Source organism: Sphingomonas koreensis, from assembly GCF_002797435.1.
GTDB classification, from domain to species: Bacteria; Pseudomonadota; Alphaproteobacteria; order Sphingomonadales; family Sphingomonadaceae; genus Sphingomonas; species Sphingomonas koreensis.
The window spans coordinates 620,387-647,325 of sequence record NZ_PGEN01000001.1; the positions used below are offsets into that span (position 1 = coordinate 620,387).

Annotated in this window: 23 protein-coding genes; 10 read left to right on the plus strand and 13 right to left on the minus strand. The window is 67.7% G+C overall.

Annotation, left to right across the window (positions count from 1 at the left end):
- Positions 1-27 precede the first annotated feature (27 nt).
- Positions 28-1,299, minus strand: a complete 1,272-nt coding sequence (locus tag BDW16_RS02935; RefSeq protein WP_066580112.1) for an aminotransferase class V-fold PLP-dependent enzyme — start codon at positions 1,297-1,299, stop codon at positions 28-30.
- A gap of 14 nt (positions 1,300-1,313) precedes the next feature.
- Positions 1,314-3,698 carry a TonB-dependent receptor plug domain-containing protein gene (locus BDW16_RS02940; RefSeq protein WP_066580115.1) on the minus strand — a complete coding sequence of 795 codons (2,385 nt, stop codon included), beginning with the start codon at positions 3,696-3,698 and terminating at the stop codon, positions 1,314-1,316.
- A 374-nt stretch (positions 3,699-4,072) separates the two neighbouring features.
- On the opposite strand from BDW16_RS02940, the gene BDW16_RS02945 reads away from it, so the two are divergent.
- The 6 genes from BDW16_RS02945 (at position 4,073) to BDW16_RS02970 (ending at position 11,010) form a co-directional block, all read left to right on the plus strand.
- On the plus strand, positions 4,073-4,405 hold the full coding sequence (locus tag BDW16_RS02945; RefSeq protein ID WP_066580117.1) for a hypothetical protein: 333 nt from the start codon (positions 4,073-4,075) through the stop codon (positions 4,403-4,405).
- A gap of 62 nt (positions 4,406-4,467) precedes the next feature.
- A complete protein-coding gene (locus tag BDW16_RS02950; RefSeq protein ID WP_066580119.1) occupies positions 4,468-5,730 on the plus strand; it encodes a TolC family protein in 1,263 nt (420 codons plus the stop codon).
- Positions 5,731-5,732: 2 nt separating this feature from the next.
- Positions 5,733-6,896 (plus strand): efflux RND transporter periplasmic adaptor subunit, encoded by a 1,164-nt coding sequence (locus BDW16_RS02955; protein ID WP_066580120.1) that lies wholly within the window; start codon positions 5,733-5,735, stop codon positions 6,894-6,896.
- 3 nt (positions 6,897-6,899) lie between these two features.
- Positions 6,900-10,130 (plus strand): efflux RND transporter permease subunit, encoded by a 3,231-nt coding sequence (locus BDW16_RS02960; RefSeq protein ID WP_066580122.1) that lies wholly within the window; start codon positions 6,900-6,902, stop codon positions 10,128-10,130.
- A 62-nt stretch (positions 10,131-10,192) separates the two neighbouring features.
- Positions 10,193-10,798, plus strand: coding sequence for a cation efflux transmembrane domain-containing protein (locus BDW16_RS02965; RefSeq protein ID WP_066580124.1), 606 nt, complete (start codon positions 10,193-10,195; stop codon positions 10,796-10,798).
- A complete protein-coding gene (locus BDW16_RS02970) occupies positions 10,795-11,010 on the plus strand; it encodes a hypothetical protein (RefSeq protein ID WP_066580127.1) in 216 nt (71 codons plus the stop codon). Before BDW16_RS02965 ends, BDW16_RS02970 begins: the two co-directional genes overlap by 4 nt.
- A gap of 21 nt (positions 11,011-11,031) precedes the next feature.
- Here the strand turns inward: BDW16_RS02970 and BDW16_RS02975 are convergent, their stop codons facing one another.
- The gene (locus BDW16_RS02975) at positions 11,032-12,681 is read right to left on the minus strand and encodes an ArnT family glycosyltransferase (protein WP_157926322.1); all 1,650 of its coding nucleotides are present in this window, start codon (positions 12,679-12,681) and stop codon (positions 11,032-11,034) included.
- A gap of 29 nt (positions 12,682-12,710) precedes the next feature.
- On the opposite strand from BDW16_RS02975, the gene rfbF reads away from it, so the two are divergent.
- On the plus strand, positions 12,711-13,484 hold the full coding sequence (gene rfbF, locus BDW16_RS02980; protein ID WP_066580130.1) for a glucose-1-phosphate cytidylyltransferase: 774 nt from the start codon (positions 12,711-12,713) through the stop codon (positions 13,482-13,484).
- The gene (gene rfbG, locus BDW16_RS02985) at positions 13,481-14,554 is read left to right on the plus strand and encodes a CDP-glucose 4,6-dehydratase (protein WP_241230581.1); all 1,074 of its coding nucleotides are present in this window, start codon (positions 13,481-13,483) and stop codon (positions 14,552-14,554) included. Before rfbF ends, rfbG begins: the two co-directional genes overlap by 4 nt.
- Here rfbG and BDW16_RS02990 read toward each other — a convergent pair.
- The 10 genes from BDW16_RS02990 to BDW16_RS03035 are packed head-to-tail and all read right to left on the minus strand — an operon-like array spanning position 14,512 to position 25,505.
- A complete protein-coding gene (locus BDW16_RS02990; RefSeq protein WP_066580132.1) occupies positions 14,512-15,462 on the minus strand; it encodes a class I SAM-dependent methyltransferase in 951 nt (316 codons plus the stop codon). The genes rfbG and BDW16_RS02990 overlap by 43 nt on opposite strands.
- Positions 15,462-15,863: a GtrA family protein gene (locus BDW16_RS02995; protein WP_066580134.1), complete on the minus strand. Its 402-nt coding sequence runs from the start codon at positions 15,861-15,863 to the stop codon at positions 15,462-15,464. The genes BDW16_RS02990 and BDW16_RS02995 overlap by 1 nt, the downstream gene beginning before the upstream one ends.
- Complete coding sequence (locus BDW16_RS03000) at positions 15,860-17,683, minus strand: thiamine pyrophosphate-binding protein (protein WP_100362695.1); 1,824 nt, start codon at positions 17,681-17,683, stop codon at positions 15,860-15,862. Before BDW16_RS03000 ends, BDW16_RS02995 begins: the two co-directional genes overlap by 4 nt.
- Positions 17,680-18,693 (minus strand): NAD-dependent epimerase/dehydratase family protein, encoded by a 1,014-nt coding sequence (locus BDW16_RS03005; RefSeq protein WP_066580137.1) that lies wholly within the window; start codon positions 18,691-18,693, stop codon positions 17,680-17,682. Before BDW16_RS03005 ends, BDW16_RS03000 begins: the two co-directional genes overlap by 4 nt.
- Complete coding sequence (locus BDW16_RS03010; RefSeq protein ID WP_066580139.1) at positions 18,690-19,982, minus strand: hypothetical protein; 1,293 nt, start codon at positions 19,980-19,982, stop codon at positions 18,690-18,692. The genes BDW16_RS03005 and BDW16_RS03010 overlap by 4 nt, the downstream gene beginning before the upstream one ends.
- A complete protein-coding gene (locus BDW16_RS03015; RefSeq protein ID WP_066580143.1) occupies positions 19,979-20,908 on the minus strand; it encodes a glycosyltransferase family 2 protein in 930 nt (309 codons plus the stop codon). The genes BDW16_RS03010 and BDW16_RS03015 overlap by 4 nt, the downstream gene beginning before the upstream one ends.
- Positions 20,905-22,005 (minus strand): capsule biosynthesis protein, encoded by a 1,101-nt coding sequence (locus BDW16_RS03020; RefSeq protein WP_066580145.1) that lies wholly within the window; start codon positions 22,003-22,005, stop codon positions 20,905-20,907. The genes BDW16_RS03015 and BDW16_RS03020 overlap by 4 nt, the downstream gene beginning before the upstream one ends.
- Positions 22,005-23,861 (minus strand): polysaccharide biosynthesis/export family protein, encoded by a 1,857-nt coding sequence (locus BDW16_RS03025; protein WP_066580148.1) that lies wholly within the window; start codon positions 23,859-23,861, stop codon positions 22,005-22,007. Before BDW16_RS03025 ends, BDW16_RS03020 begins: the two co-directional genes overlap by 1 nt.
- Positions 23,858-24,658, minus strand: coding sequence for an inositol monophosphatase family protein (locus BDW16_RS03030; protein ID WP_241230580.1), 801 nt, complete (start codon positions 24,656-24,658; stop codon positions 23,858-23,860). The genes BDW16_RS03025 and BDW16_RS03030 overlap by 4 nt, the downstream gene beginning before the upstream one ends.
- A gap of 34 nt (positions 24,659-24,692) precedes the next feature.
- The gene (locus BDW16_RS03035) at positions 24,693-25,505 is read right to left on the minus strand and encodes an aldolase/citrate lyase family protein (RefSeq protein ID WP_174532069.1); all 813 of its coding nucleotides are present in this window, start codon (positions 25,503-25,505) and stop codon (positions 24,693-24,695) included.
- A 369-nt stretch (positions 25,506-25,874) separates the two neighbouring features.
- On the opposite strand from BDW16_RS03035, the gene BDW16_RS21580 reads away from it, so the two are divergent.
- On the plus strand, positions 25,875-26,309 hold the full coding sequence (locus BDW16_RS21580) for a M23 family metallopeptidase (RefSeq protein ID WP_066580151.1): 435 nt from the start codon (positions 25,875-25,877) through the stop codon (positions 26,307-26,309).
- Positions 26,310-26,409: 100 nt separating this feature from the next.
- The gene (locus BDW16_RS03045) at positions 26,410-26,925 is read left to right on the plus strand and encodes a sigma-70 family RNA polymerase sigma factor (protein ID WP_066580153.1); all 516 of its coding nucleotides are present in this window, start codon (positions 26,410-26,412) and stop codon (positions 26,923-26,925) included.
- The last annotated feature ends 14 nt before the right edge of the window (positions 26,926-26,939 follow it).

Sequence of the window (26,939 nt, forward strand, 5' to 3'; positions counted from 1 at the left end):
CGACGGGCGGCCGCTCGCGGCCCGCTGTCAGGCAGGCCCTCCGGCGAATCCGCCACGTGCGCTCTCTGCCACCAGCGCCCGGGCCAGCATGTCCATCTCCTCCAGGCTGTTGAACAGCGCCGGCGTCACCCGCACGCACGCCCCTTTGGCCGGGCCGTCGCGGTGGACCGTGAAGATGCGGTGGCGTTCGAGCAGGCGCGCGGCGAGCGCCACATTGTCCTTGACGGCGGTGATGCCCCTGAAGCGGAACGAGGTGATACCGCCGTGGAGCGCGACATCATCGGGCGTCAGCACCTCGATCCCTGCCAGCGGACGGACTGCCTTCACCCAGCGATCGCGCAGCGCCCGCAGCCGTGCCGCTCGGCGGGAACGCCCGATCGCCTGCTGGAATGCGAGCGCGGCCGGTACGGTAAGCAACGCCGCGAAATCGCTCGTTCCCGGATGGACCCGCGCGCTTACGGTATCGCGCCCCTCGGCCGGCTCGGCCGGATCGCGGTCTATCCGCGACAGCGCGGTCTTGCGGATATGAATCGCGCCAACCCCAAGCGGCGCGCCGAGCCATTTGTGGCAGTTGATGCCGACAAAGTCGCAGTCAAGATCGGCCAGGCTCATGTCGAGCTGGCCCCAGCTGTGCGCTGCATCGACAATCGCATCGATCCCCCGCGCCCGTGCCAGAGCCGCGATCTCGCGCACCGGTAAAACCAGCCCGGTGCGGTGACTGAGATGCGTCAGCAACACCATCTTCAACCGCGGATTGGCGTCGAACGCGGTGGCATAGGCATCGATCAGCGCCTGCCGCGTCGCCGGTTCGGGCAGCGCGATGCGGACCACCGAGACCCCGCGCCGCACACGCAGATGCTCCATGCAATCCTGCATGCTGTCATAGTCCAGATCGGCGTACAGCACGGCATCACCCGGCTGAAGCCGGTTATAGCCCAGGATCAGCGCCTTGAGCGCCTCGGTCGCGTTGCGGGTGAAGGCGATCTCGTCCGCCGGAATGCCAAGCTCCGCTGCCAGCGCATCGCGCACCGCCATTGCGTCAGCGCCGAAACGCCGCCGCGTGTAGTAACTGGTGTCGCGGTTCACCCGCGCGAGCTGTTCCTTGTACGCATCCAGCACCGGCCGGGCCATCATGCCCCAATTGCCGTTCTCGAGCTGGATCACCTCACGCGTCACATCATATTGGGCCGCGATGCCGCGCCAATAGGCTTCGTCATCGGCCCCGGCGAATGCCGCCGGTGCTGCCTGAGCGGCCCCGGGAAGGGCGGCGAGTCCAGTCAGCAGCGTCCGGCGGTTCATGGTGCTTCCCTTCGTCAGAACGTCACGCCCAGCCGTACATAATATTGGCCGCCGTCGGTGTCATAGGGGGCGTTGCGCGAGTAGATGAGCCCACGCACCGCCTGGTTGGTCGCCTCATCCGGATAGGTGTCGAACACATTCTCCGCACCAGCGCGCAGGGTGAAATGCTCGTCGAAGCGATAGGCGACCGCCACGTCGAACAGGGCGATACCGCCGAAGCGCTGGAACAGTTCGCCCGTGGCGTTGCCGCTGACATCGGTCCACGCGCCGTAATAGCGGCCACGCATCAGCAGCGAGAAGCCGCCGATCTCATAGCCGAGAGAGGCAGTGCCATTGTTCTGCGGCAGCCGCTCCTCGAACACACGGCGCTGCGTTTCATTGGGAATTGCAGCGCTGGTGCCACTGCGGACCTTGGTATCGTTGTAGTTGTAGGCGAGCGTCGCGGTGGCGCGGCCGGGGCCGAGCTTGCGCGCATAGTTCAGCACAACATCGACGCCGCGCGTGCGGGTGTCGAAGTCGTTGGTGAAATAGCTCACCGAGGTGAAGCGCTGCGGGTTCGGGAAGCTCGCCGGCACCGCGAAGGTACGCGACTGGCTGAACCGGTCGTCGACGTCGATCTGATAGAGATCGATGCTGCCGGAAAAGCCGATATCGGTCTGGAAGGTCAATCCCGCGGTCAGCGTCTTCGAGGTTTCGGGCGTCAGCGGCTTGGCGCCGAGCGCGATCGCCAGCGGATCGCTCGGCGAAAGACGGCCCTGGTTGAAGATCTGCAGCGTGACCGTGTCGAGGCCCTGGGTGGTCTGGATACTGTTGAGCTGCCCCGGGGTGGGCGCGCGGAAGCCGGTCGACCAGGTCGCGCGCGCCGCGATCCCGTCGATCGGCTCGAAACGCGCGGCGAGCTTGTAGTTGAACGTGTCGCCGAACGCCGAGAAATCCTCGTAGCGCCCGGCCGCGCCCAGAGTCAGCATCTCCACCGGCCGCCATTCGAGATCGACATAACCGGCATAGCTGGTCTGATCCCAGCTGCCCGCCGCCATCGGACTGAAGCCGGGGAAGCCGTTCGAACTAGGGGCAAGCCCCGTCGCCGCGCCCGGCCCGATCGCATAGGAAGCGGGGTCACCCGCGCCGACCTTGTACGTTTCGCGGCGCCGCTCTGCGCCGAAAGCGATGTTGAGCGGCTCGGCGCCTCCTACCGGCAGGCGATAGACGAAGTCGGCGTTGATGTTGAACTCGCGCTGCTCCAGCCGGCCGATATAGAAGCTGGTCGGGCTGAGCGGCCCCATCGATGCGTTGAGGCTCTCACGCATATTGTAGTCGATCCGGCTACGGCCGAAACCGACGCTGAGGTCGTAGCTGAACGCTTCGCTGAGATCGCCGCGCACCCCCGAATTGGCCTGGAAGTCACTGTACTTGGTACCGAAGCGCGGGGTGAAACCGGCCGGATAGAGCGTCCGGAACGAGAAACCGGGAAAGGCGCTGCTGGGGTTGTAGACATTGGCGGTCCCGGCGGGATTGCGCCAGTTGAAGTCAGTCACGCCCTCACCTGACTGAGCAGTGAGGAAGGTATAGACCGTCACATTGTCCGCAATCTCGTAGCGGGCATCGACCGATCCACGGATGCGCTCCTCGTCAGGCTGCCCCCAGCGCTGCACCGGGTTGGGCACCTTGATCGTCGGATTGGCGTTCTGGAAGGCGATGGCGTCGGGCCGCTGGCGGGTGCGCGAGGTCGCCTCGGCCTTGCCATACTGGCCGGTGAAGACGATGCTGCCGCGGTCACCCAGCGCCGCGCCGCCGCGCACACCGCTCTGATATTCGTTGCCGTCGCCCTCAAAATACTGGGAGAACTGCCCGAAGACCTCCATCCCCGGCTTGTCCTCGAGGATGATGTTGATCACCCCCGCGATCGCGTCCGACCCATATTGCGCCGAGGCACCGTCGCGCAGCACCTCGATCCGCTTGATCGCGAGCGAGGGGATGCTGGCCAGATCGGGCGCCTGCGCGCCGCGCGTGCCGAGCAGCGCCGAGCGGTGATAGCGTTTGCCGTTGAGCAGCACCAGCGTCTGGTCCGGCGAAAGCCCGCGCAGCGTCGCCGGGCGCACAAATGCCAGACCGTCCGCAGCCGGCAGGCGCTGGACATTGAACGAGGGCAGCAGCTGGGCGATCGTATCGGACAGGTCACCCGACACGCTGGAGCGAACGGCATCGGCCGACAGGACATCGACCGGCGCAAGCGTATCGAACTGGGTGCGCGAGCGCTCGCGTGTGCCGGTGACCACGACGATGCTGTCATCGGCGCCGGCTTCGGTCCCCGCATCGCTGGTGGTGCTCAGGGTCTGCGCCGTCGCGGGCGCGCAAGCGAAGGCAAGCGCGGCAAGCGCGCTGGTAGCGGTGTGCTTCATATGATCCCCAGGATGTCCCGGCGTCAGGACGCGCCGGCTTCGGCGGTGCGGCTAGGGCGTCTCGCCTTCACTTTGATGACGGGACGGAGACAGTTCGGAGATACTGGTAGAAACTCGCCCCACCCCAGTCGGTACAGCCCCATGCCCTCGACAAGGCAGTCGCGATGAATAAGCATCCATCCCACAGGATAAACATCAATTCCGATCCAACAGATAACCCATAATAAACTGTGACATGAATACCCAAGGCTGCACGAATAACCCGAAACGTTTCGAGGTAATTTTGGGCAGAGATTGATATGTTACTATATAACAATCGAAGTTCCGCAATTATCAGATGACGCATTTGAAACAATCCTGTATGCGGCCCTGAAATGAGTCGGCTTCTCCTCGCCCTGATCTGCATGCTTGCGTCATTCTCGCTCGCGTCAGGCGCCGTCGCGCATGTGGCGGAGCAGACGATCTGCGTGGAATCGAGCGCAGCGGCACACAGTGGAGACGAAGGCAGCAAGGCGCCCGACATCGACAGTTCCGGCAAGGGCGTTCAGCACCAGCATGCCGGTTGCCACGGTCATCATTGTGCGTCGCTCGCCAACGATATGGCACCGCGCAGCTACGCCCTGCTCGACGATGGCAGGCGTTGCACCTGCGTCGCCTCGCTCGCCGGCGCGACCCCTGACCCGTCGCTGAGACCGCCACAGGCCTGACGACCGACGCGCTGCCGGATCCTTCTCCGGCGGCCTGAACCGGTACGTCAGGAGTTTCAGACATGAGAGTGATGATCGCGGCGCTGCTCGCCGCGGCGTCCTGTGCGGGGATCGCACAGGCGCAAACCCCGTCCGCCGAGGCGGGCGATGTGATGACGCTGGAGGAAGCGGTGCGCCGGGCCGGCGCGACGTCCCCCGCAAATGCAGTGGCTGCGCTCGGGATCGAGACGGCAGAAGCCGAACGGAGGGTCGCCGCGCTGCGGCCCAATCCGACGCTGGATGCGGAAGTCGGGAACGTCATCGGCACGGGGCCGTATCGCGGCTTCAGTGAGGCCGAGACGACGATCGGCTTCGCGCTGCCGCTTGAACTCGGTGGCAAGCGCGCTGCGCGGATCGGTGTCGCCGACGCACAGACCGCGCGCGCGCGGATCGACCAACAGGCTGCAATCGCCGACCTGCGGCTTCAGGTCACGCAGGCCTATATCGAAGCGGTCACCGCCGAGCGCCGGCTGGCGATCGCCGAGGATCAGGTGCGCGTCACCGCGGAGAATCTGCGGATCGCACGCGATCGGGTGATGGCCGGGGCGAATGCGCCGATCGACGAACAGCGCGCCGCTCTGCTGTCGTCCAACGCAACCGCCGAGGCCGAGCGCGCGGGCCGCACGGTCGATACGACCCGGACCGCGCTGGCACACCTGACCGGCGCGCGCCCGTCCGGGCTCGACCAGCCCTGGTTCGACCGGGTGGCTCCGGTTCAGGCCGGTCCGCAACTGCCCGTCCCGACCGAGGGAACCCTCGCGCTCGCCGCCGCCAGCGCCGATCTCCGCACCGCCGATGCCGGGCTGCGCCTTGCCCGCAGCCAGCGCGTGCCCGACCTGACGCTGAGCGCAGGCACACGACGGCTGCAAGCAAGCGGCGACATGGCGATGGTGTTCGGCGTCTCGATGCCGATTCCCGTGTTCAACAACGGGCGCGCAGCGGTCGACCGGGCAGCCGCGCTGCGCAACCAGTCCGATGCGCAGCGGCGGCTGGTCCGGTTCGAGACCGAACGTGCGATCGCCGCTGCCCGCGCCGATCGCGACCGTGCCGCGATCAGCGTGCGCGGCTCGGGCCCTGCCCTTGCCGCCGCGCAGGAAGCGGCGCGTATCGCCCGGATCGGCTATGGCGAGGGCAAGTTCGACCAGCTCGTCCTGCTTGAGGCCGAGCAGGCCTTGCTCGACACCCGCACCGCCGCGATCGACGCACGCGCGCAATATCATGATGCCGAGGCACGTCTCGCCCGGCTCCTCACGCCGGCCGCCGCGCCGGCGCAACCCGGGAATTGACGATGAAGACGCTCATGATCGGAGCCGCGGCTCCGCTTGTCCTGCTGCTCGCCGGATGCGGCGGGACCGAAACCGCCGCAAACGACGCTGCCGAGGCGCCGGACAACAAGCCCGCCCCTGCGAACGGCCAGGAAGCCCATGCCGATGAGGGCATGATCACACTGACAGCCCAGCAGATCCGGACCGCCGGTATCGAGATCGTCCGGCCGTCGGTCAGCGGCGGCGGCACGCTGGTGCGGCCAGCAACGATCGAGGGCGATCCCCAAGGCACCCAGGTCGTCTCTGCGGCAATCGGCGGGCGCGTGGTCGCGCTCAACTACAATCTCGGCCAGCCGGTCAGGCGCGGACAGGTGCTGGCGGTGATCGAAAGCCGCGAGGCCGCGTCGATCCGTGCCGAGGTGGAAGCGGCGCAGGCACGCGCCGCCCTCGCCAGCTCGAACCTCGCGCGCGAAGAACGGCTGTTCAAGCTGCGCGTCTCGCCCGAGCGCGATGTTGTCGCCGCACGTACCGCGGCGACCGAAGCCAGCATCGAGCTTCGCCTCGCCCGGCAGCAACTGTCGGCCGCGGGCGTCGCCGGCGGCGGCCTCAATCGTATCGGTGTCGCCGCGCCGATCGCGGGACTGGTCACCGCGCGTCCCGTGACGCTCGGCCAGACCGTGGCGGCGGATGCGGAATTGTTCCGCGTGTCCAACCTCTCACAGGTCGCCGTCACCGTTTCGCTTTCGCCCGCCGAAGCCGCGCAGGTGAAGGCCGGTGCGCCGGTCGAGATCAGCTCGGGCGGGCGCCGTGCGGCGGCGCGTGTCAGCTTCGTGTCCCCGGTGCTCGACGAAGCGACGCGGCTGGTGACGGTGATCGCGCTGATCGACAATCGCGCGGGCGAATGGCGCGTCGGCGAGGCGGTCACCGCGGCGATGCAATTGCCCGGCGCAGGTGCCGGCAGCGTCACCGTTCCAGCCAGCGCGATCCAGACGGTCGAGGAACGGCCCGTCGTGTTCGTGCGCACGCCCAACGGCTTCAAGGCGACCCCGGTTACGCCGGGCGCGCGCGGATCGGGCACGGTCGCGGTCACCGCGGGCCTGACCGGCCGCGAGGAGATCGCCGGCCAAGGCAGCTTCACCCTCAAGGCAGAGCTCGGCAAGGGCGAAGCCGAGCATGGGGGGCACTGACCCATGATCGCACGCATTGTCACCTTCGCGGTCGAGCGGCGCTGGTTCGTGCTGCTCGTCACGCTGATCGCCGCGGCGATCGGCGCCGTCTCATTGTCGCGGCTACCGATCGATGCGGTCCCCGACATCACCAACAACCAGGTGCAGATCAACGTCCGCGCCCCTGCTCTCTCGCCTGAACTGGTCGAGAAGCAGGTCGCGTTCCCGATCGAAACCGCGCTCGCCGGGGTACCCGGTCTCGAATACACCCGGTCGCTGAGCCGCAACGGCTTCGCCCAGGTGACGGCAGTCTTCGCCGACTCCACCGACATCTATTTCGCGCGCCAGCAGGTCGCCGAACGCCTGCGCACCGCGGAGGAAAGCCTGCCGGAAGGCGCCACGCCGGAAATGGGCCCGATCGCGACGGGTCTGGGCGAGGTCTATATGTGGACCGTCCACATGGCCCACCGACCGGAGGATAAGCACAGGCCCGGCGAACCCGGGATCCAGCCCGACGGCAGCTACATCACCCCGGAGGGCGATCGGCTGGTCAGCGAAGCCGACAAGGCGACCTATCTACGTACCGCGCAGGACTGGATCGTTGCGCCGCTGCTCAAGTCCGTGCCCGGCCTTGCCGGCGTCGATTCGATCGGCGGCTATGTGAAGCAGTATCAGGTCGTACCCGATGTCCAGCGGCTCGCGGCGCTCAAGCTCAGCCTTGGCGACCTTGCTACCGCGCTCGAGCAGAACAACGCCGCCGTCGGCGCTGGCGTGGTCGATCGCAATGGTGAAGGTCTGACGGTGCGGTCCGACGCGCGCATTGCAAACGCTGATCAGCTTGCCCGCACCGTGATCGCAACGCGGGGAGGCGTCCCGATCCTTCTCAACCAGGTCGCGACCGTGAAGCTGGGCCAGGCGATCCGCATGGGCTCGGCGTCCGAGAACGGTCAGGAAGTCGTGGTCGGCACCGCGATCATGCGGATCGGCGAGAATAGCCGCAACGTCGCGTCCGCGGTCGCCGCACGGCTCGATTCGATCAACGCCTCGCTCCCGACCGACATCGTCATCCAGCCGGTGCTCGACCGCACGGGCCTCGTCAACGCGACGATCAGGACCGTGGCGAAGAACCTGTCCGAGGGCGCCTTGCTCGTCGTGGTCGTGTTGTTCCTGCTGCTCGGCAATTTCCGCGCGGCGCTGATCGCGGCGCTGGTGATCCCGGTCACGATGTTGATGACCAGCTTCGGCATGCTGCGTGGCGGCGTGTCCGCCAATCTGATGAGCCTGGGCGCTCTGGATTTCGGGCTGATCGTCGATGGCGCGGTGATCATCGTCGAGAATGCGCTACGACGCATCGCGGAGCGCCAGCATCACATCGGCCGCACGCTCGACAAGGAAGAGCGGCTTCAGGTCGTCGCGAACGCCGCACGCGAGATGATCCGCCCCTCGGTCTATGGCCAGGCGATCATCATCCTCGTCTACGTCCCGCTGCTCACCCTGACCGGGGTCGAGGGCAAGACGTTCGCTCCGATGGCGCTGACGGTCATCCTTGCCCTCGCATTCGCCTTCATCCTCTCGCTCACCTTCGTCCCGGCGATGCTCGCCATCTGGCTGTCCAAGCCGGTCGAGGAGAAGGAAGGCCGGATCATGGGATGGCTCAAGCGGCGCTATGAGCCCGGCCTGACCCAGGCGATGGCGCGGCCGCGCACCACCATTCTGACGGCAGTCGGGGCGTTCCTGATCGCGATCGGTGCGTTCGCGACGCTGGGGCAGGAATTCCTGCCGCAGCTCGACGAGGGCGACGCCACGGCTCAGGTCCTGCGCGTGCCGGGCACCTCGGTCGAGCAGAGCCAGGCGATGCAGTTCCGGGTCGAGAAGGCGATCTCCGCGATCCCGGAGGTCAAGTTCGTCTTTTCCAAGACCGGCACCGCCGAGCTCGCTTCTGACCCGATGCCGCCCAATATTTCCGACACCTTCATCATCATGAAGGACCGCAAGGAGTGGACGGATCCCAAGCTCCCCAAGGCAGAGCTGGTCGGCAAGATCGAAAAGGCGCTGGAAGGACTTCCCGGCAATGCGTTCGAGATCAGCCAGCCGATCCAGATGCGGTTCAACGAGTTGATCGCGGGGGTACGGGGCGACATCGCCGTGAAGGTGTTCGGCGACGACACCGACGCGATGAACGCGACCGCCAACAAGATCGCAGGCATCCTGCGCACCGTGCGCGGTGCAACCGATGTCCGCGTCGAGCAGACCGAAGGCCTGCCGATGCTCGACATCAGGCCGAAGCGCGATGCCATGGCACAACTCGGCATCACCCCGCGCGTCATGCAGGACACCGTGGCGGCCGCAGTCGGCGGGCGTGACGCAGGCATGATCTTCGAGGGCGACCGGCGCTTTGCGGTGACGATCCGGCTGGACGACACCGCCCGCGCCGATCTGCAGACGCTCGGGCAAGTTCCGGTACCGACACCGGACGGCGCGTTCGTCCCGCTCGAGAGCATCGCCGATATCGCGGTGACTTCCGGCCCCAACCAGATCAGCCGCGAGAATGGCAAGCGCCGCGTCGTCGTCCAGGCCAATGTCCGCGGGCGCGATGTGGCAGGCGTGGTCGCGGACGCACGCGCCGCGATCGACGCTCAGGTCCGGCTCCCGGCGGGCGAGTATCTCGAATGGGGAGGTCAGTTCGAGAATCTCCAGTCGGCCAGCGCACGGCTGATGCTGGTGGTCCCCGCCTGTTTCGCGCTCATCATCCTGCTGCTCTACGGGGCGTTGGGACGGGTCCGCGATGCAGCGATCGTGTTCACCGGCGTGCCGCTCGCGCTGGTCGGCGGGGTCCTCGCGCTGTTCCTGCGCGGCATGCCCTTCTCGATCTCCGCCGCGGTCGGCTTCATCGCGCTGTCGGGCATCGCGGTGCTCAACGGGCTGGTGATGGTGACCTCCATCCAGGACCTGATGGCGCGCGGGGTCGGCCGGGCCGAGGCGGCGTGGCAGGGCGCACTCGCGCGGCTCCGGCCGGTGGTGATGACCGCCCTGGTCGCCTCGCTCGGCTTCGTGCCGATGGCGATCGCGACCGGCGCGGGTGCCGAGGTGCAGAAGCCGCTGGCCACCGTGGTGATCGGCGGCCTCATCTCGGCAACGTTGCTGACGCTGTTCGTCCTGCCCACGCTCTACGCCCGCTATGGCCAACGCGAGACCGATCTCAGCGAGGCCGAAGGCGTGGCGGCTGAGCGAAGCACACCGGAACCGGTGCGATAGCACCCTGCGGCCCATCGCCGCGCCAGCGCGGCGATGGGCCCTTGCTCGAAAGGAGCCATGCAATGGCGCAACAATCGATCGGCGGGCAGGCGCGCGAGCGGCGGACCCTGTGGCTCGTCCTGCTGCTCAATGCCGGGTTGGCCGGCGCGCTGCTGGCCGTGGGTGCGGTTGCGGATTCGAGTGCACTGATCGCCAACGGCCTGGACAATCTGGCGGATGCCGCGGTCTATGCGATCGGCCTGGCCGCACTCCGCCGCAGCCGGGCATGGAAGACCGGCGCGGCAATGGTGTCGGGCGTCATGCTGCTGCTGTTCGCGATCGGAGTGCTGATCGATGTCGGCCGCCGCGTCATCGAAGGCAGCGAACCGGTCGGGCCGGTCATGATGGGAATGGCCGCGATCGCGGCGGTGATAAACTGGGTTTGCCTTCGCCGCCTCCAGCAGCTCAAAGCGCCCGACGTAAACCTGCGCGCTGCGACCACCTTCAGCTTCAACGACTTCATCTCGAACGGCGGCATCCTGATCGCGGGTGCGCTGGTGCTGGTGCTCGGGCAGAGCTGGCCGGACCTCGTGGTCGGCCTCGCCACGATATTGGTCTCGGTCGGCGGCGGCATCGACATTCTGCGCGACGCGCTGGGCGAGGCGCGGTCCAGGGACGATGGCGCATGATCGTAGCGCGCCGCCGCCCATGGACCGACGCGGACGACATCGAGCTTCGCAGGCTGATCGAGGATCGCCAGCGTCCGAGCGAAATCGCGCGACAACTGGGCCGGACGATCGATGCGATCCGCGGCCGCGCAGCCTGTCTCGGCCTGACCCTTCCCTCGGCGCTGCGGCCGTGGCGTAGAACCGCGCCCCGTCTCGGCTCGAAGCGTTCCTGATTGGCGCTGAAAGCTTCCGGGCTACCGCCGCGCGGAGTCCGGCATCTGCACGATGTGCACGACCGGCCCGCCGGTTTCGCCCGGTACGGGACGGATGACGGCACGCACCCGTCCCCCCGCTGCGATCGATCGATACGCCTCCCATTGCGCGCCGAAGCGCTGCCGTTCGTCGGCATAGACCTGATAGTGGGTGAAGACCGCGAAGGGCGCACGGCAACTGCCCTGTTGCGCCTTGTCCACATGCCCGATATCGACCACGGCACGGCCGGATCGCAGCGTCTCGACACGGGAATAGCTGATCCGCCCTGTAAGCAGGCCACGGGCGTCGACGCACCCGGCAGACCCCAGCGGAAAGCGCAGCTCCCAGCCGCTTTGCAACAGGTCGAACGCAGCGTGCTCGACCAGAATTGCGCTTCCGCGCGGGGTATTGGCCTTGATCCACGCCGCCGCAATCTGGCGCGTATCGTTCAGCCGCTCGGTCTGGCTTGCCTGCGTCGCAAGCGACATCGGCACGAGCAGCAGCAGGATCACGGCGAACTCGAGCCCGGTCAGCTGGAGCTTGAGCCGCCCGCGCAGCCAATCGCCGAGCGCGCAGATTGCCGCAGCCGCCGCCAGCGCGATGAACGGGAGCAACGGAACCAGCCAGCGCTCCCATACCAGCGACCGGGTGACGATCACGAGGCAGAAGGCCGCGACACCGGGCAGCACCGTGATCAGCACCCGGCGGTCACGCAGGGCGAGCAGGCTTCCGGCAAGGGCTGCGAACAGCCCGGCGATGCCGAAGGATTCGGCCAGCGGACCGCGCACATACCAGCCGATGTTCCACAGGAACCCGCCCCCGGTCGCCCCCGGATGCATCGGCCGCGCCTCGCCGCCGAGATTCTGTGCGACGGTGGCATGGTCGAGCAGGAGGAACGGAGAGACCGCGAACAGCGTCACCGCCGCTGATCCTGCCAGTATCGCGAGCGGCCGCATCACCGCACCCTGTAAGCGCCCTCGCACCCATGCAGCCGTCAGCGGACTGAAGATGATCAATGCCGCCGGCCATTTGGTCGCCACGCCCAGCCCGATCCAGATCCCAGCCAGCGCATGGTCGCGCAGCCGCCCGCGCTCAAGGATGTCGAGCGAAGCCAGCATCGCCAGCAGAACGAAGACGGTCATCTGCACATCGGTGCGGATCACCTGCGAATATTCGACATGCACCGAATTGATCGCAAGCAGCGCGGCCGCACTCAGCCCGACCCGCCCTCCACCCAGCCGTTTGCCCAGCCGCCAGGTGAGCCAGACGCAGAGCACGCCGCATGCGACGAAGAACAGCCGCGCCGGCAGAAACAGGATCGACGGATCGGCATAGGCCGCGTCAACAAAGGCATCGAGGTTGGCGAAGCGACCGGTCAGGAGGCCGATCCCGGCCACCGCGACCATCACAAGCGCGATCGCATAGAAGGTCAGCGTCGCCGGATGCCCGAACCAGCCCGGATTGGCGTTGCCGCTGCGCAGCATGTCGAGCGCGGTCATCATGAACAGCGGCTCGTCGGGATCGTTGAGCGCCGGCAGGCCGAACGCGACGCCATGGATACGGATCGCGGCGGCGACAAGGAGGATGAGCAGGATCGCGGCGCGCCCGGTCCAGCGATTGCGGTTACGGGGCGGGAGGTTCGGGTCCGTCATCATGTCGAATGGCATGACGTGGAGTAACGATGCGAACCGTAATCCTGGCCGGCGGTCTTGGTACCCGGCTCGGCGAAGAGACGGCCGTCCGGCCCAAGCCGATGGTCGAAATCGGCGGAATGCCGATCCTGTGGCACATCATGAAAATCTATTCGGCGGCGGGGTTCAACGACTTCGTTATCTGCCTCGGATATAAGGGATATCTGATCAAGGAGTTCTTCGCGAACTACTTCCTCCACACCTCCGACGTGACGATCGACCTGCGCGGCGGCAACGGGATGGAGGTGCATCACGCACGCAGCGAGCCGTGGCGGATCACGCTGGTCGAGACCGGCGCTTCGACGATGACCGGCGGGCGGCTGGGCGCGATCCGACCCTATCTGGAGGATGGCGAGCCGTTCTGCTTCACTTATGGCGACGGGGTGGCGGATATCGACATTGCCGAACTGGTCCGTTTCCACAAGTCGCACGGGCTGCGCGCGACGATCACCGCGGTATCGCCGCCAGGGCGGTTCGGGGCGCTGGAATTCGACGAAGGCCGCGTCACCGATTTTCGCGAGAAGCCGGCCGGCGACGGCGGGCAGATCAATGGCGGGTTCTTCGTCGCCGACCCCTCCGTCCTCGACCTGATCGACGGGCCGGACAGCGTGTGGGAGCAGAAGCCATTGGAAACATTGGCGCGGGGCGGCGAGCTGATGGGCTATCGCCACGACGGATTCTGGCAGCCGATGGATACGCTGCGGGACAAGATGTACCTGGAAGAGCTGTGGAACGGCGGCAACGCGCCGTGGAAACGCTGGTGAGCGGCTGGCGCGGGCGCCGGGTGCTGGTCACCGGGCATACGGGGTTCAAGGGCAGCTGGCTGAGTCTCTGGCTCCACTCGATGGGGGCGGAGGTCACCGGGCTGGCGCTGCCTGCCCCGACCGCACCGAGCCTGTTCGAGGCGGCTCGGATTCGGGACATCGTGGAACATGTCGAAGCCGATGTCCGCGATTGCGCTTTGGTCCATTCCACGTTCGCCAGAGCGAAACCGGAACTTGTCTTCCACCTCGCAGCCCAGCCTCTGGTGCGGGCATCCTATTCCGACCCGATCGGAACCTACGCCACCAATGTGATGGGGACGGTTCACGTCCTGGAGGCCGCGCGGCATGCCGGGAGCGTCAAGGGGATCGTCTGCGTCACGAGCGACAAATGCTACGCTAACCGCGAATGGGTCTGGCCCTATCGCGAGAGCGATCCGATGGGCGGGCACGATCCGTACAGCAGCAGCAAGGGCTGCGCCGAGCTGGTCGCGGCATCGTGGCGCAGCTCCTTCTTCGAAGCCGAAGGCCCGGCCCTCGCCACGGTGCGCGCGGGTAATGTCATCGGCGGCGGCGACTGGGCCGCGGACCGGCTGATCCCCGACCTGATCCGCGCGTTCGAGGCGGGCGTCGCCCCGCTGATCCGCGCGCCCGACGCGGTGCGGCCCTGGCAGCATGTGCTGGAAGCCCTGGGCGGATACATCGCGATCGCCGAGCGGCTGATGGCAGGCGACCGCAGCTTTGCCGACGCTTGGAATTTCGGCCCGTCGGACGACGACGCCCGGCCGGTGAGCTGGATCGTCGAGCGGATGCGTGCAGCCTGGGGCGATGGCGGTGCGCCGCTGCTCGACAGCGGGCCACGCCCGCACGAGGCCGGGCTGCTGCGGCTCGACAGCTCCAAGGCGCGCGCGGCGCTGGGCTGGCGCCCCGCCCTCACCCTCGACCGCGCGCTGGAATGGATCGTCGCCTGGCACAAGGCGGTGGGATCGGGTGACGACGCCCGCGCCGTCACCCTCGCCCAGATTGCCGATTACTCCGCGGCCTCGAGCATTGGCGAGCGCGCCGCGGCCTGAGCGGGCGCGGTCGCGAGCGTCAGGATATTGCCGAGCTTGAGGCCGACAGGCACCGCTGGCAGCGGCACCCGTCTGACGCGGATCCCCGCCGCCCACGCCGCCTGCCGCACGAGGAAATCGAGCGGGAAGACGTTGCGGCTGCCCTCGACCACGACATCGCCGAACCCGGCGCGGCCGAGCAACGCCTTTATCGTCGAGGGACGGTAGAGTTCCGGATGCTGGAGGCAGAAGGGCGGCCAGCGATTGCCCATCACGTACCGCAGCAGCGAGCTTTCGTCATGCGTGACGATCATCAGCGTGCCGCCCGGACGCAGCTTGGCGCGAATCTGCGACAGCATCGCCAGCGGATCGAGCAGGTGGTCGAGCACATGCACCATCACCGCGAGCCCGATCGAACCATCGGGCACCGGCGACAGATCGTCCATTTCGGTCGAAAGCGTGGCGGGAAGCCCTCCGGCTGCGGCGCGCAACGTGTCGTGGATCGCCTCGTTGGGCTCGAACAGCCAGAAGCGGTTGAACCCGCCATGCATCGCCGCGGAGCGGACGATATGGCCAACATCGGGGCCGATCTCAAGATAGCCGCCGCCCAGCCCGCCCTGCTCCGCGGCGCGGGCGAAATAGCCTCGCTGCGTCGCGACGATCGCGGCGTCGCCGACAGCATCCATGTTGGGCGCCATTCGGGCATAAAGCTCGCCCAGCTGCTCGCCGGTGAAGAACACCGGATTGTAGAGCTGTTCGCAACCCGTGCAGCGATGGTAGGAGAAGAAGCACTTCTCCTTGAACAGCCCGGCCCAGAAGGGACGCAGGGCATCGAGCGTCATCGTCTCCGCCGCCTTCCCCGCACGCACCTCCTGGCGCGCGTGGGGGGAACCGCAGGCGGGGCAATCGCGGTACAGATACTCGGTCATCAGGGTCTCTCCGCAACGCGGAAGGTGATGCGGCTGTGCCAGAACCAGCTCGTCACGACGATGACGAGCGCAAAGCCGAGCTGGGCGATCACCGGCGGAACGCCGCCGATCTCGACCAGGATCGGCAGGATGATCCAGTTGGCCGCATAGTTGGCGAGGTAGAAGCTGGCGAAAGCGCCGAACTCGCGCGCGAGGTTGCCGCGCGTGCGGAACACGCCGAGCTTGTAGGTGGTGAAAGCGAAGCACAGGCTGACCGCCTGAGCGATGCCGAGCGCGAGCAGGTAATGAGTCTGGAACGCCGGCACCGCCCACAGCAACAGCGGGTAGATGCCCAGCCCGAACACGGTATTCACCGCCCCCGCCGCAGCGAAGCGCAGCGGGCGGTCTGCGCGCGCGATCATGACTCCTCCATCAGCGGAATCCGCATGTTGGCGGCAAGGACGTCGCGGGGGAGGAACGGCGAGAGATCCTCGAGCGCGGGCGAGGTGATGCGGCCGTCCGGATGCGCCTTCGCGCCGAGCTTGGGCGCGAAACCGACATGCTCGTCGATGATCAGCTCGCACAGCACCGGCCCGTCGGCGGCGAGCGCAGCGGCGATCGTTCCGGGCAGGTCGTTGTGCGATTCCGCGCGGAAATAGGCGAAGCCGAACGCCGTCGCGACCTTGCCGAAATCGGGAAAGGTGACGTTGCTCTTGGGCCCGCCGCCGACCTCGACCCCGTTGAAGAAGTTGCGATGCGTCTGGAAGATCGAGACGTAACCGCTGTTGTTCACCAGGAACACCTTCACCGGCATGTCGTAGCCGGCGATGGTCTGAAGCTCCTGGATGTTCATCATGATGCTGCCGTCGCCGGCGATGGCGATAATCCGCTTCTCGCCATTGGTCGCCGCCCACACCCCGATCGCCGCGGGCAGATCATAGCCCATCGTCGCGCAGCCGGAATTGGTCCACAGCCGCTGACCTTGCTTGAGGTTGGCGGTCTGGAAGCTGACGACGCAGGCGCTGCCATTGCCGGTGACGACGACATCGTCTTCACCGAGCTGCACGAACAGTTCGTCCATCGCGACATAGGGATGGATGCTCGGCCCGTGGTGGCGATATTCGGGCAGGACGGCGGGGAAGTTGAACACGCGCTCCCGCGACCAGTCGAGCCATTCGTCATGCGCCGGCGTCGGCCCGGCATAGGGCCGGTCGAGCAGCGCCGGGATCAGGTCGGCGAGGTCGGCGACCACCGGCATGTCGGGGGTCACGGTCGGCTTGGCCAGTTCGACCGGATCGATATCGACCCAGATCTTGTACGCCTCCCGCGCGAAGCTCTTCCAATTGTAGCTGACCTGGCGGATGTTGAGGCGGCTGCCGAGCACCAGCAGCAGGTCTGCGCTTTGGGTGACCATGTTGCCGCCGCGGTCGCCGACGGTGCCGGGACGGCCGCAATAGAGCGGGTGGTCGTTCCACAGCACGTCATGCGCGTTCCAGCCGGTGACGACGGGGATGCCGAGCCGCTCGATCAGCTTGAGGAACGCGTCATGCGCGCCAGAAAGGCGGACGCCGCCGCCCGCGAACACGACCGGGCGCTGCGCGGCGGCGAGCTTCGCCAGGATCGCGTCGGCGGTAGCGTCGAGATCGGCGGCCTGCCACGGCTGGTCCAACTCGGCGGGGTCGAAGCCGGGCAGCAGATCGTCGGGATCGATCTTCGCTGCCTGAACGTCGAGCGGAATGTCGAGCCACACCGGGCCCGGACGGCCGGAGGTCGCGAGGTGGATCGCCTTTTCGAGGTGGTAGCGGATCGAGCGCGGATCGAGCACCATCGTCGCATATTTGGTGATCGGGCGGACCAGTTCCTCGATATCCAGCTCCTGATCGCCGAACTGGCGGAGCGGAAGGCCGGTATGGCGCACCGTGGTCTCGGTCTTCACCTGGCCCGAGATGACCAGCATCCCGATCGAGTCGACATAGGCGCCATAGACGCCTGTGATCGCGTTGGTGCCGCCGGGGCCCGAGGTGACGTTGACCACCGCTAGCCGGTTGGTGAGGCGGTAATAGGCCTCCGCCGCCATCGCCAGCGCCTGCTCGTGATGGGTGAAGGTCGTCTTGAGTGCCGGATGCGTGCCGAGCGAGTGGTTGAGGTGCATCGCCCCACCCCCGGTCAGCATGAAGACGTCGCGGATGCCGCGCTGCGCGAGCGTGTCGGCGACCCAGTCGGAAAGCTTTACGAGAGTCATGGAGTCCATCCGTTGTGAAGCGCGGTGCGGCGGATCGCCTCGTCGAGTTCGACGGTGGGGGCGAGGCCGAGGTCGCGGCGGAGCTTGGCGGTCGAGGGAACATAGCGGCCGGGGTTCCAGCCGGGATCGGGGCGGCCGAGAATCTCGACGCCCGGCCCGCCAAGGATCGCGGCGGTGCGGTGCGCGAGATCGGCGATCGAGACGGCTTCTTCGGAGCCCAGATTATAGGTTTCGCCAGGCCTACCGTCGAGCAGCAGGGTCCAGAGCCAGACGGTGAGATCGGCGGCGTAGAGATAGGACCGCACCGCCTGCCCCGACCCTTCGACCCGGATCGTCGCGCCCGCCATCGCGTCGCGGATGAAATTGCCCGCGGCGAAATGGATGTCCAGCGAGAGCAAGGGACCGAGCAGTGCGAAGATGCGCGCGTTCACCACCTCCACCCCGAACTGGCGGGCATAGATGGCACAGAGCATCTCCGCCGCGCGCTTGCCCTCGCCATAGGCGGAGCGAGGGTCGCACGGATCGGGGCCGCCATGCCACTCCTCGGCGACATGCGTGACCTCAGGCGACTGGGCGCCATAGACCGCGCCGGAGCTGAGATAGAGCACCCGCCCCGCCCCGCTGATGCGCGCGAAGTCGAGCGCGCGGCGCGTGCCGGTGACGATCGTGTCGAACATCCGCAGCGGATCGCGCGCGTTGAGCGCGGCGCTGGCGTCGGTCGCGGCGTGGACGATGTGGGTGAAAGTCCCTTTGGGCGGCTCGAAGCTCATCACGTCGCCGGGCAGCACGGTGAGACGTGCGGCGAGGTGCGGCGCGCGATCGGCGAAGGCGGCGGGATTGCGGGTCAGCACGACGATGTCGGCATCGACCTGCGCACGGGCGAGCGCTTCGAGCATCCAGCGGCCGATGAAGCCGGTGCCGCCGGTCATGAAGATGCGCGCGCCATCGAGGCGCGGCCAGAGCGGGGCGAGTGCGGCGTTCACCGCGTCGAGGTCATGGTCGAGGATCATGCAGGGGCGAGGCCGAGAATTGGACGCTGCCCGCGATGCGCGCGGACACTTTGGGCGATGGTGTCGATCGCGAGCGACCAGACGAGCAAAGCGATCACGCCGGGGCGGATGAAATGGCCGATGGTGAGGCCGAAGGCGGGCTCGACCGGGCGGCCACTGAGCCAGCTGGGCGTCGACAGTTCAAGGATCGTCGAGAGCGGCACGTCGCCGACCAGGCAGAGGAGGTATGCGCAGATCAGCGCGACGATCGGTCCCGGCCGGCGCCAGGGTTCGAGGAAGACGAGAAAGATCAGGAACACCTGCGTGTAGCCGCCGGGCGATTGCGTCACGAGATAGGCGCCGAGCATGAGCGCCGCGATCCGATCGCGCGAAACCGCGCCAGGCTGAACCCAGGCGGCGAGCAGCGCGACGAGCGCGATTCCCTGTGTGGCGCGGATCACGGTCGAGGCGATCAGGATGATCTTGTCGACGGTTTCGGACGGCACGAACTGGAGCAGCGGGATCGGCGCCTTCTGCACCAGCATCAGCGGGGCGTAGCTGGTCGAATAGTTGATCTCGTTCCACACCTGCCCACTCTGGAAGATCACCCAGTTGGCGGTGTTCGACACGATCTCCCCCGGCGTGCCCCCGCCGACCAGGGCAAGGGTGACGAGGTAGAGCAGGACGGTAGCGATGCCGGCGATTTCGAGCGGGCGCCATTCGCGCTTCACTGCATGAGCGAGGACCGGGAGCAGCAGATAGGGCTTGAAGTTGATCGTCGCGGCGGCGGCAAGCGCCCTGCCCCAGCCCTGACCGAGCAGCGGGCCATGCGCGAGGATGAAGCAAGCGAAACCGGCGAGGATGAGGTTGCCGCGCTCGAGCGTGAAGAGGAGCGGCAGGCCGAGCGCGACCGCGATCGTCCGCATCGGCGCGGTGGCGCGGTCGATCCGGCGCAGGCTGAGCCAGACCAGGCCGATGTTGATGAGGTAGAAGGCGTAGATCGTCGCGCGGCCGAGCCAGTCGCAGTCACGCGCATGGAAGGGCGACTGGAGATAGCAGCCCGGCAGGCTGAACGTGTCGAGGAAGACGAACGACAAGGGCGGGTAGATCGTCCGCCACACGTCGTACGCGCCCGGGTTGTTCGCCCAATAGGCCGTGTTGAACCAGTCCATGAAGGTGTCGTTGGTGTCGAACACGAAGGGCTGGGGCAGATAGCCGTTGCGCAGGAAGAAGGACGCGCTCGCCGCCAGGCTCGCCACCACCGCGGCGGCGAGCAGGATTTCAGGGATGAGGCGCAGGCGCGAGGTCACGGAAAGTTGATCCGCTCAGCCTCAATCACCAGCGGCACGCCGCGTGTCCGCTCGGAGATCAGGCGGACCTGCTCGCCGATCAGGCCGAGGAAGAGGAGCAGGATCGCGAACATGCCGGTCACCACCGATGCCGCGAACAGGCCAAGGCCGGGGCCGCCCAGCAGCGCGGCGACGAAGGCGGCGAGCAGCAGCAGGATCGCGGCCCCACCCGCCCAGAAGGACAGGATCACGGGCAGCCGCAGCAGCGACTTGGCCGATCCGGCAAGGCCCGACAGCGCGAAGGAGAAGAGCGCGGCGAAATCGTTCTTGCTCTCCCCCGCCGCGCGTTCGGGCCGGTCGAACGGGACGATCGCGAGACGGAAACCGCTCTCGACGAGCATCGCGCGGAAGAACGGCTCGGGCTCGTTCCAGCGGGCGAGCGTGTCGACCACCTTGCGGTCGAACAGGCCGAAGCCGGTCGCGCCGGGGACCACGGGCGTGTCGCCGAAGCGGGCGAGGAAGCGATAGCCGTGCTTGCGCGCCAGCCCGAGCAGGAGCGAGGTTCGCTCCGACCGGCGCTGGGCGAGGACGATCTGCGCCCCTGCCCGCCACTGCGCGACGAAGACGGGGATCATCGCGGGCGGGTCCTGGAAATCGGCGCACATGCCGATCACCGCTGCGCCGCCGGCCTGATAGATGCCGTAGGTCGGCGAGCGCATCTGGCCGTAGTTGCGGTTGTTGAGGATCGCCCGCACGTGCGGATCGGCGGCGCACAGATCGCGCATGATGTCGCGCGTGCCGTCGGTCGAGTCATTGTCGATCAGGATGATCTCATGACTCGCCGTGCAAGACCCCGCAGCCGCGGTGACGGCGGCGACGATGTTCCGCACATTCTCCGCCTCGTTGAAGCAGGGAATGACGATCGACAGCTCTGGCGCCTGGGTCACGGCTCGGCCCGTTTCCACAGGCGGATGCCGGTCGCGGGGGCATAAACCTCGGTGAACAGCGCGAGCGCGATCACCAGCGCGAGCAGGGCGACGGCGGAGACGTTGAACTTGCGATCATCGTCAAGGCGCGGCGCCTCGACGATCTGCACGTCGGTCGCGGTCTCGGTGGCGAGCGTTTCCACCGCGACTTCCTCCGACGAGCGCGCATAGACCTCGTACAGCGCCTGCGCGAAGCGATAGTCGCGGAAGAGGTTGAGATACTCGCTCGACACTTCGGTGAGGCCGGCGACATTGGGTCCGGCAGGACCGGTGTCGGGACGGGCGCTCTGCGCGATCTGGCTGCGGAGTTGCGCCACCTCGGCACGGACCGCCATCAGCTGCGGGTTCTCCGGCCCCTGGAATTGTTCGAGCGTGTTGAGTTCGACCAATTTGGCCTGAAGCTGCGCTTCCAGCCCCGCGCGCAACGACAGCGCCGAACCGAGCTGAGCCTCGGGCGCGGCAAGGTTGTTGCGGCGGCGGAATTCGCCAAGCGCGCTCTCCGCCGCGATGACCCGGCCCGCCGCTTCCTTGAAGCGCCGCTGGACCACCGCCTGCTTGCGCTTCACGCGATCCTCGCCCAGCCCGGTCAGCCGGTCGCTGATCGCGCGGACATAGGTCTCGGTGAGCTGCTGAGCGAAGGCCGGGTCGTGGGTGCGCACCTCGACCTCGACGATGCCGCCGGTCAGCGAATGGATGTCCACCCGCTTGGCGAGCGCGAGCCGGGCCTTCTCGATGCTGGGATAGGCGCCCGAACCGACGAGATTCATGCGCTGGATCACGCTGTCGGTCACTTCGGTCCCGCGCCCGACGGCGAGGTAGAGATCGACCGGCGTCTTGGCCCCGCCAAGCAGCGCCGCGAAGCCCTGCATCTGCCCGCCGACCGCGTTGGTCATCGAGCCGAGGCCGATGGTGCTGCTGTCCTGCGGCACGACCTTGGCGCGTGCCACATAGGGGCGCGGCACGACGCACAGCACCGCAAGCACCAGCGCCAGCGCCCCATAGGCGATGCGGCGATTGCGTGGATTGCCGATCCACGCGGAGAGTTGCTGAGTCCGCATCAGTCGATGATCGACTTGACCGAGGCGGCACCGACAAAGCCGCCGAACAGGCTGCCGGTGATGTCGCGCAGCCGCGCCCAGAACTCGCCGCGATTGGCTTCGATCGGGACGTAGATCAGGTCGCCGGGCAGCGCCGGCGCGCGAAGCACGCGCTTGCCGTCCGCAACCACGGTGCCGTTGGCCCGGACCACGAAGATCTCGCCCTTGTCTCCGAGCTTCTGCACGCCCCCGGCCGAGGTCACATAGTCGCCGATCGTACCCCCCGAACGCCAGGCGAAGGACGCCGGGCTGGGCACCGCGCCGAACACGCCGACCGTCACCGGCCGCTGCGGCACGAAGATCGTGTCGTTGTTCTCGAGGATCAGGTCGCCGGGAAGCGTGGCGGCATCGACGGGCAGGTCGAATACCAGCCGCCCGGTCGGCTCGCGCTTGCGCAGCTGTTCGACCACCGACTTGACCAGCGACAGATTGGCCGGCTGGACCAGCGCCGCACGGTTGACCGAGGTCACCGGCTGCGCGGTGAGCAGCAATTCGACATCCTCGATCGCGCGATCGAAGCTCTTGCGCTGCTGCTGCTTCACGCTCTCGCGGGTGATGACGCTGGCATAGGGGAAGGCGTGCGAAGTCAGCCCACCCGCCGCCGCAACCACTTCGTTCAGGCTGGTCCCCGGCTTGAAGTAATAGCGACCGGGCTTCCCGACCTCGCCGCTGATCGTCACCAGCACGGATTGCTGTCCCATGGGGCGGGCGAGATCAACGTTGGAAAGGACGCGCAGCACATCGCCGCGCTGCGCCTTGCGCACCTTCGCGTCGGCGGCGCTCACCTCGGTCCAGCCGGTGGCCGAACGGGCTAGCGAGTCGAGCATCATCAGGCGCGTGCCGTCGGCGATCGTGCTGATCCCCCCGGCATAGAGCAAGGTATCCGACAGTGTTTCGCCGGGTGCGATTTCGAAGATCGCCTCGCGGTTGACGCTGCCGATCACCGCGATCTGATCGCCCGCGGGCGCGACGAACAGCACGTCGCCATTCTGCAGCACGGCATCGCCGGTGCGGTCGCCGCGCAGGAGCAGATCATAGAGGTCGAAATCGGAGACCAGCTTGCCGTTGCGGCGCAGCTGGACCGAGCGGAAGCTGCCGCCCTCCGACGGGCCGCCCGCGGCGAGCACCGCGTTGACCAGCGTCGATAGGCTGCCGACGCTGTAGGCGCCGGGCCTGGCCGCGAAGCCGGTGACATAGACCGTCACGCCGCGCAGCTTGCCCACCGCAACCTCGAGCGTGAAGCCGCGATATTGCCGCGCGACCTGACGTTCGATCACGCCATGGACGTCGCCATAGCGCATCCCGCCGACGCGGATCGCGCCGACGCGGGGGATGAAGATACGGCCTTCGGGGTCGATCGTCAGGCGCAGGCCCGATGCCTGAACCGAACCGGTCAGGCCGATCAGCAGCTCGTCGCCCGGGTTGAGGCGATAGTCGGCGGGCACCGCTGCGACCGGCGGAACCGCGAACCCCTTCGCCTCGGGCAGCAGCAATTCGGTGCCGAAGCGGCGCAGCGGCTTGCCGGCGACCTCGGAGACGAAGCGCTCATACTCGCTGGCCGGGCGCGGCGGGATGCGCGGCGCCTTGGCTTCCGGTTCGGGAATGGCGGTTTCGACCGATGGCGTCGCCTCGATCGTTTGCGGACGATAGGGCACGATCTCGGCCGGCGGCACCGCGATCTGCGGCACGCCGCTGGGGGAAGCGCTGCCGCTTTGCCCGCCGCCGGCAACGGGAGAAGCGAGCTGGGCAAATGCGGACACGGGCAGAAGCAGGGCCACGGCCGAGGCCGTGGCGAACAGGTTACGGGAAAGCGTCATGCCGCACGGGTTTCCATGTCGATGAGCGCGCCGCCCGGCACGAGCAGCAGATCGGCCGCCGCCTGCCAGTGACGCGCATCGGCGGCGGCGAGCAGGCCCGCGCCGGACCCGCCCACGCGATAGGGGCTGCGATCCCAATGGCTCGCCTGTCCGCCCGCTTCGGTGAGGAACAGCACGCCGGGAGCGTGATCCCAGGGCAGGATGCGCTGGAACAGCGCGACGTCGTTACTGCCCAGGACGAGGCGCGGATAGCTTTCGGCGGCACAGCGCGGAATCGGTACCTGCGCGAAGCGGCGGCGGGCCGAGGCGTGAACGCGCTCGCGCCGCGCCGCGCTCATGAACTGGGTCGCGAGCGCCGCCACGGGGCGGGCGCTGCCGCTGGTGCGGGCCCGGACGCGAACGCCATCGCAGGTCGCGCCCTTGCCGCGCTCGGCATGGCACAGCCGCCCGCTCTGCGGATCGAGCATCCAGCCGGCGAGCGGAATGCCGTCCTCGACCAGCGCGACCATCATCCCGAACGGGCCATGGCCGGCGGCGAAATTGGCGGTGCCGTCGAGTGGATCGACCAGCCACACCAACCCCTCGCCCACCTTGTCGAGCAGCGCGGGATCGCGCGACGCCGCTTCCTCGCCCACGATCCGCGCGCCGAGGCCGAGCGCGGCGAGGCCGTCGCTCAGCCGCAGCTCGGATTCGCGATCGGCCGTGGTGACCACCTCGCCGGGGCTCTTCTCGACGATCTCGTCCGACGCAAGCGCGCGGAAACGCGGCATCACCTCAACCGCGGCGACGCGGTTCATCAAGGCTGCGACTTCGTCCTTCAACGGCATCGGTTCAGGCCGCCACGCTGGCCAGCTTCGCGGACGCAAGGGTACCGGCACGCTCCTGCATCATGCGGATGCGCGCGGCATCCTCCTCGGCGGCGGCGCGATAATAGTCGCGCTTGTTCTCCAGCCAGGCGAGCTCGAACGCGACCGCGTTGGCGATGCCCGCGTCGATGTCGGCGGCGTCCGCCGCGGCGCCGTCGAACACCACCTTGCGCGTTTCGAACCGGTCGAGGCGGATGCGGCGGAATTCGCGTAGCGCCGGAACCGCCTCGGGCGAGACCGATCCGCCGACGACCAGCTCCAGATCATTGTCGGCACACGCCTGGGCCACGATCAGCACGGCGTCGGTGATCTCGCGCGTGTTGACCGCCTTGCGCGGCAGGCCGCGCGAGAGGGTGAAATCGACCCGGCCGAAGACGATGCCGTCGACGCCGTCCGCGGCGAGCGGGAGCATCGAGTCGAGATTGCCGAGCGTCGCCTCGGTCTCGAGGTTGAACAGGAAACGGGTGCCGCCCTTGTCCTCGCCATAGGTTCTGGTCTTGGCGTCGATATATTTGGACAGCGCGTAGCGGGTCTCGATCATCGGGGCGATGACGTGATCGACGCCATAGAGCTTCGAGGAAAGCAGGTCCGACACCGCCTCGCACCCGCCGATCTTGAGCGCGACCTTGAGGTCGGCGCGGCGCGCGAGCTCGAGCAGGCGGAGCAGCTCGTCGGGGCGGGTTCCCTCGGCCTCGAACTCGGCCTTCACGGCGACGACGCCATACTGGTCCCGGCCCTTTTTCAGCATGTCGAGCATGCGGCGTTCGGCGGAATTCATGGGCGAGTCTCCTCAACTGCAAAGCATTTACTGATGCTTGCCGAGACGGAGTGCGGCGCAGCATTCCGTAACCCGGGCCGGCGCTCAGATTTTTCGCGACACGGCGTGCGGGTTCGCGCGCACGGCTCCGTCTTTCGGGCGATGCCCGGCTTTTTTACCCCCGCGATGCCCTTGGCGCTCTCATTGCTAGCGAGCACCGATGGCACGTCGCCGGACATCCCTGAGCTGCCTCGCGCGAACGGCCCAATCTTTCGCGCATGGGCGGCCCCGCGGCCAGGGCCTGCCCCTGGTCCAGCCGCCGGCGCGTCGGCCCCCAAAACAGGCGCGCCGGCGGCCTTGCCGCGGATCTCCTCACGCTTCGGGCTGCGCTTGGATCCGTTCCATCGCGCGACACGGATGCACAGTGGAATCGATATCCCCGGCCGTATCGGGACGCCTATCCGCGCGGCGGAGGACGGCATCGTGCGCCATGCCGGGCGCGCGGGCGGCTATGGCAATCTGATCGAAATCGTCCACCCCGGCGGCACGCGGACCCGCTACGGGCATCTGGCCCGCATTCTGGTGCCGGCCGGCGCGCAGGTTCGTCGCGGCGAAACGATCGCACAGATGGGATCGACCGGCCGATCCACCGGGAGCCATCTGCATTTCGAGCTGCACGAAAACGGGCGCGCGATCGATCCGCTGCCGCACTTGCGGGGAGAGGCGCCGGCGCGGGAAAATGTGCCCCTGCCTGCGACCGCGCCCCACATCTCGGCCTTCGCCCGCACGCGCGCGCAGACAAAGGATAGCGGAACTGTACCTTGACGATACATGCGAGCATGAGAGCCGGGCGTATGACGCGCAACCGCCGCGGCTTGCGTGCGACGGATTCGCATTGCGCGCGCAACAGGGCTACCGGGCTGCCATGACTTCGGGTGAAGCGGTCAGCGGACTCCAGCAGGTGATCCTGAACGAGCGCGGGCGGTTGCTGCGCTTCCTCGCCGCGCGCGGTGCGGGCGACGAGGCCGAGGACGTGCTCCACGACCTGTGGCAGCGCGTCGCCGCCTCGCCGAGCGAACCGATCGCCGATTCGGTTTCCTACCTGTTTCGCGCTGCCGAAAACCTGATGCGCGACCGCCGCCGCTCCAGCATGAGCCGCTCGCGGCGCCAGCAGGAATGGCACGAAGTCAGCGTCCCGGAGACCGAAGCACCCAAGGGCGAGCGCGCCCTGATCGCGCGCGAGCAGTTGCGCCGGGTCGAAACCGCACTGGCAGAGCTGGGCCCGCGCGCCGATCATGTCTTTCGCCGCTACCGGCTCGACGGGGTCGGCCAGGCCGTGATCGCGCGCGAACTGGGCGTCAGTCTGAGTTCGGTGGAGAAGGATCTGCAAAAGGCCTATCGCGCCCTCGCGCAATTGAAGGTGGCGTTCGATGCGGACTGAGCTGCACGAGTCCG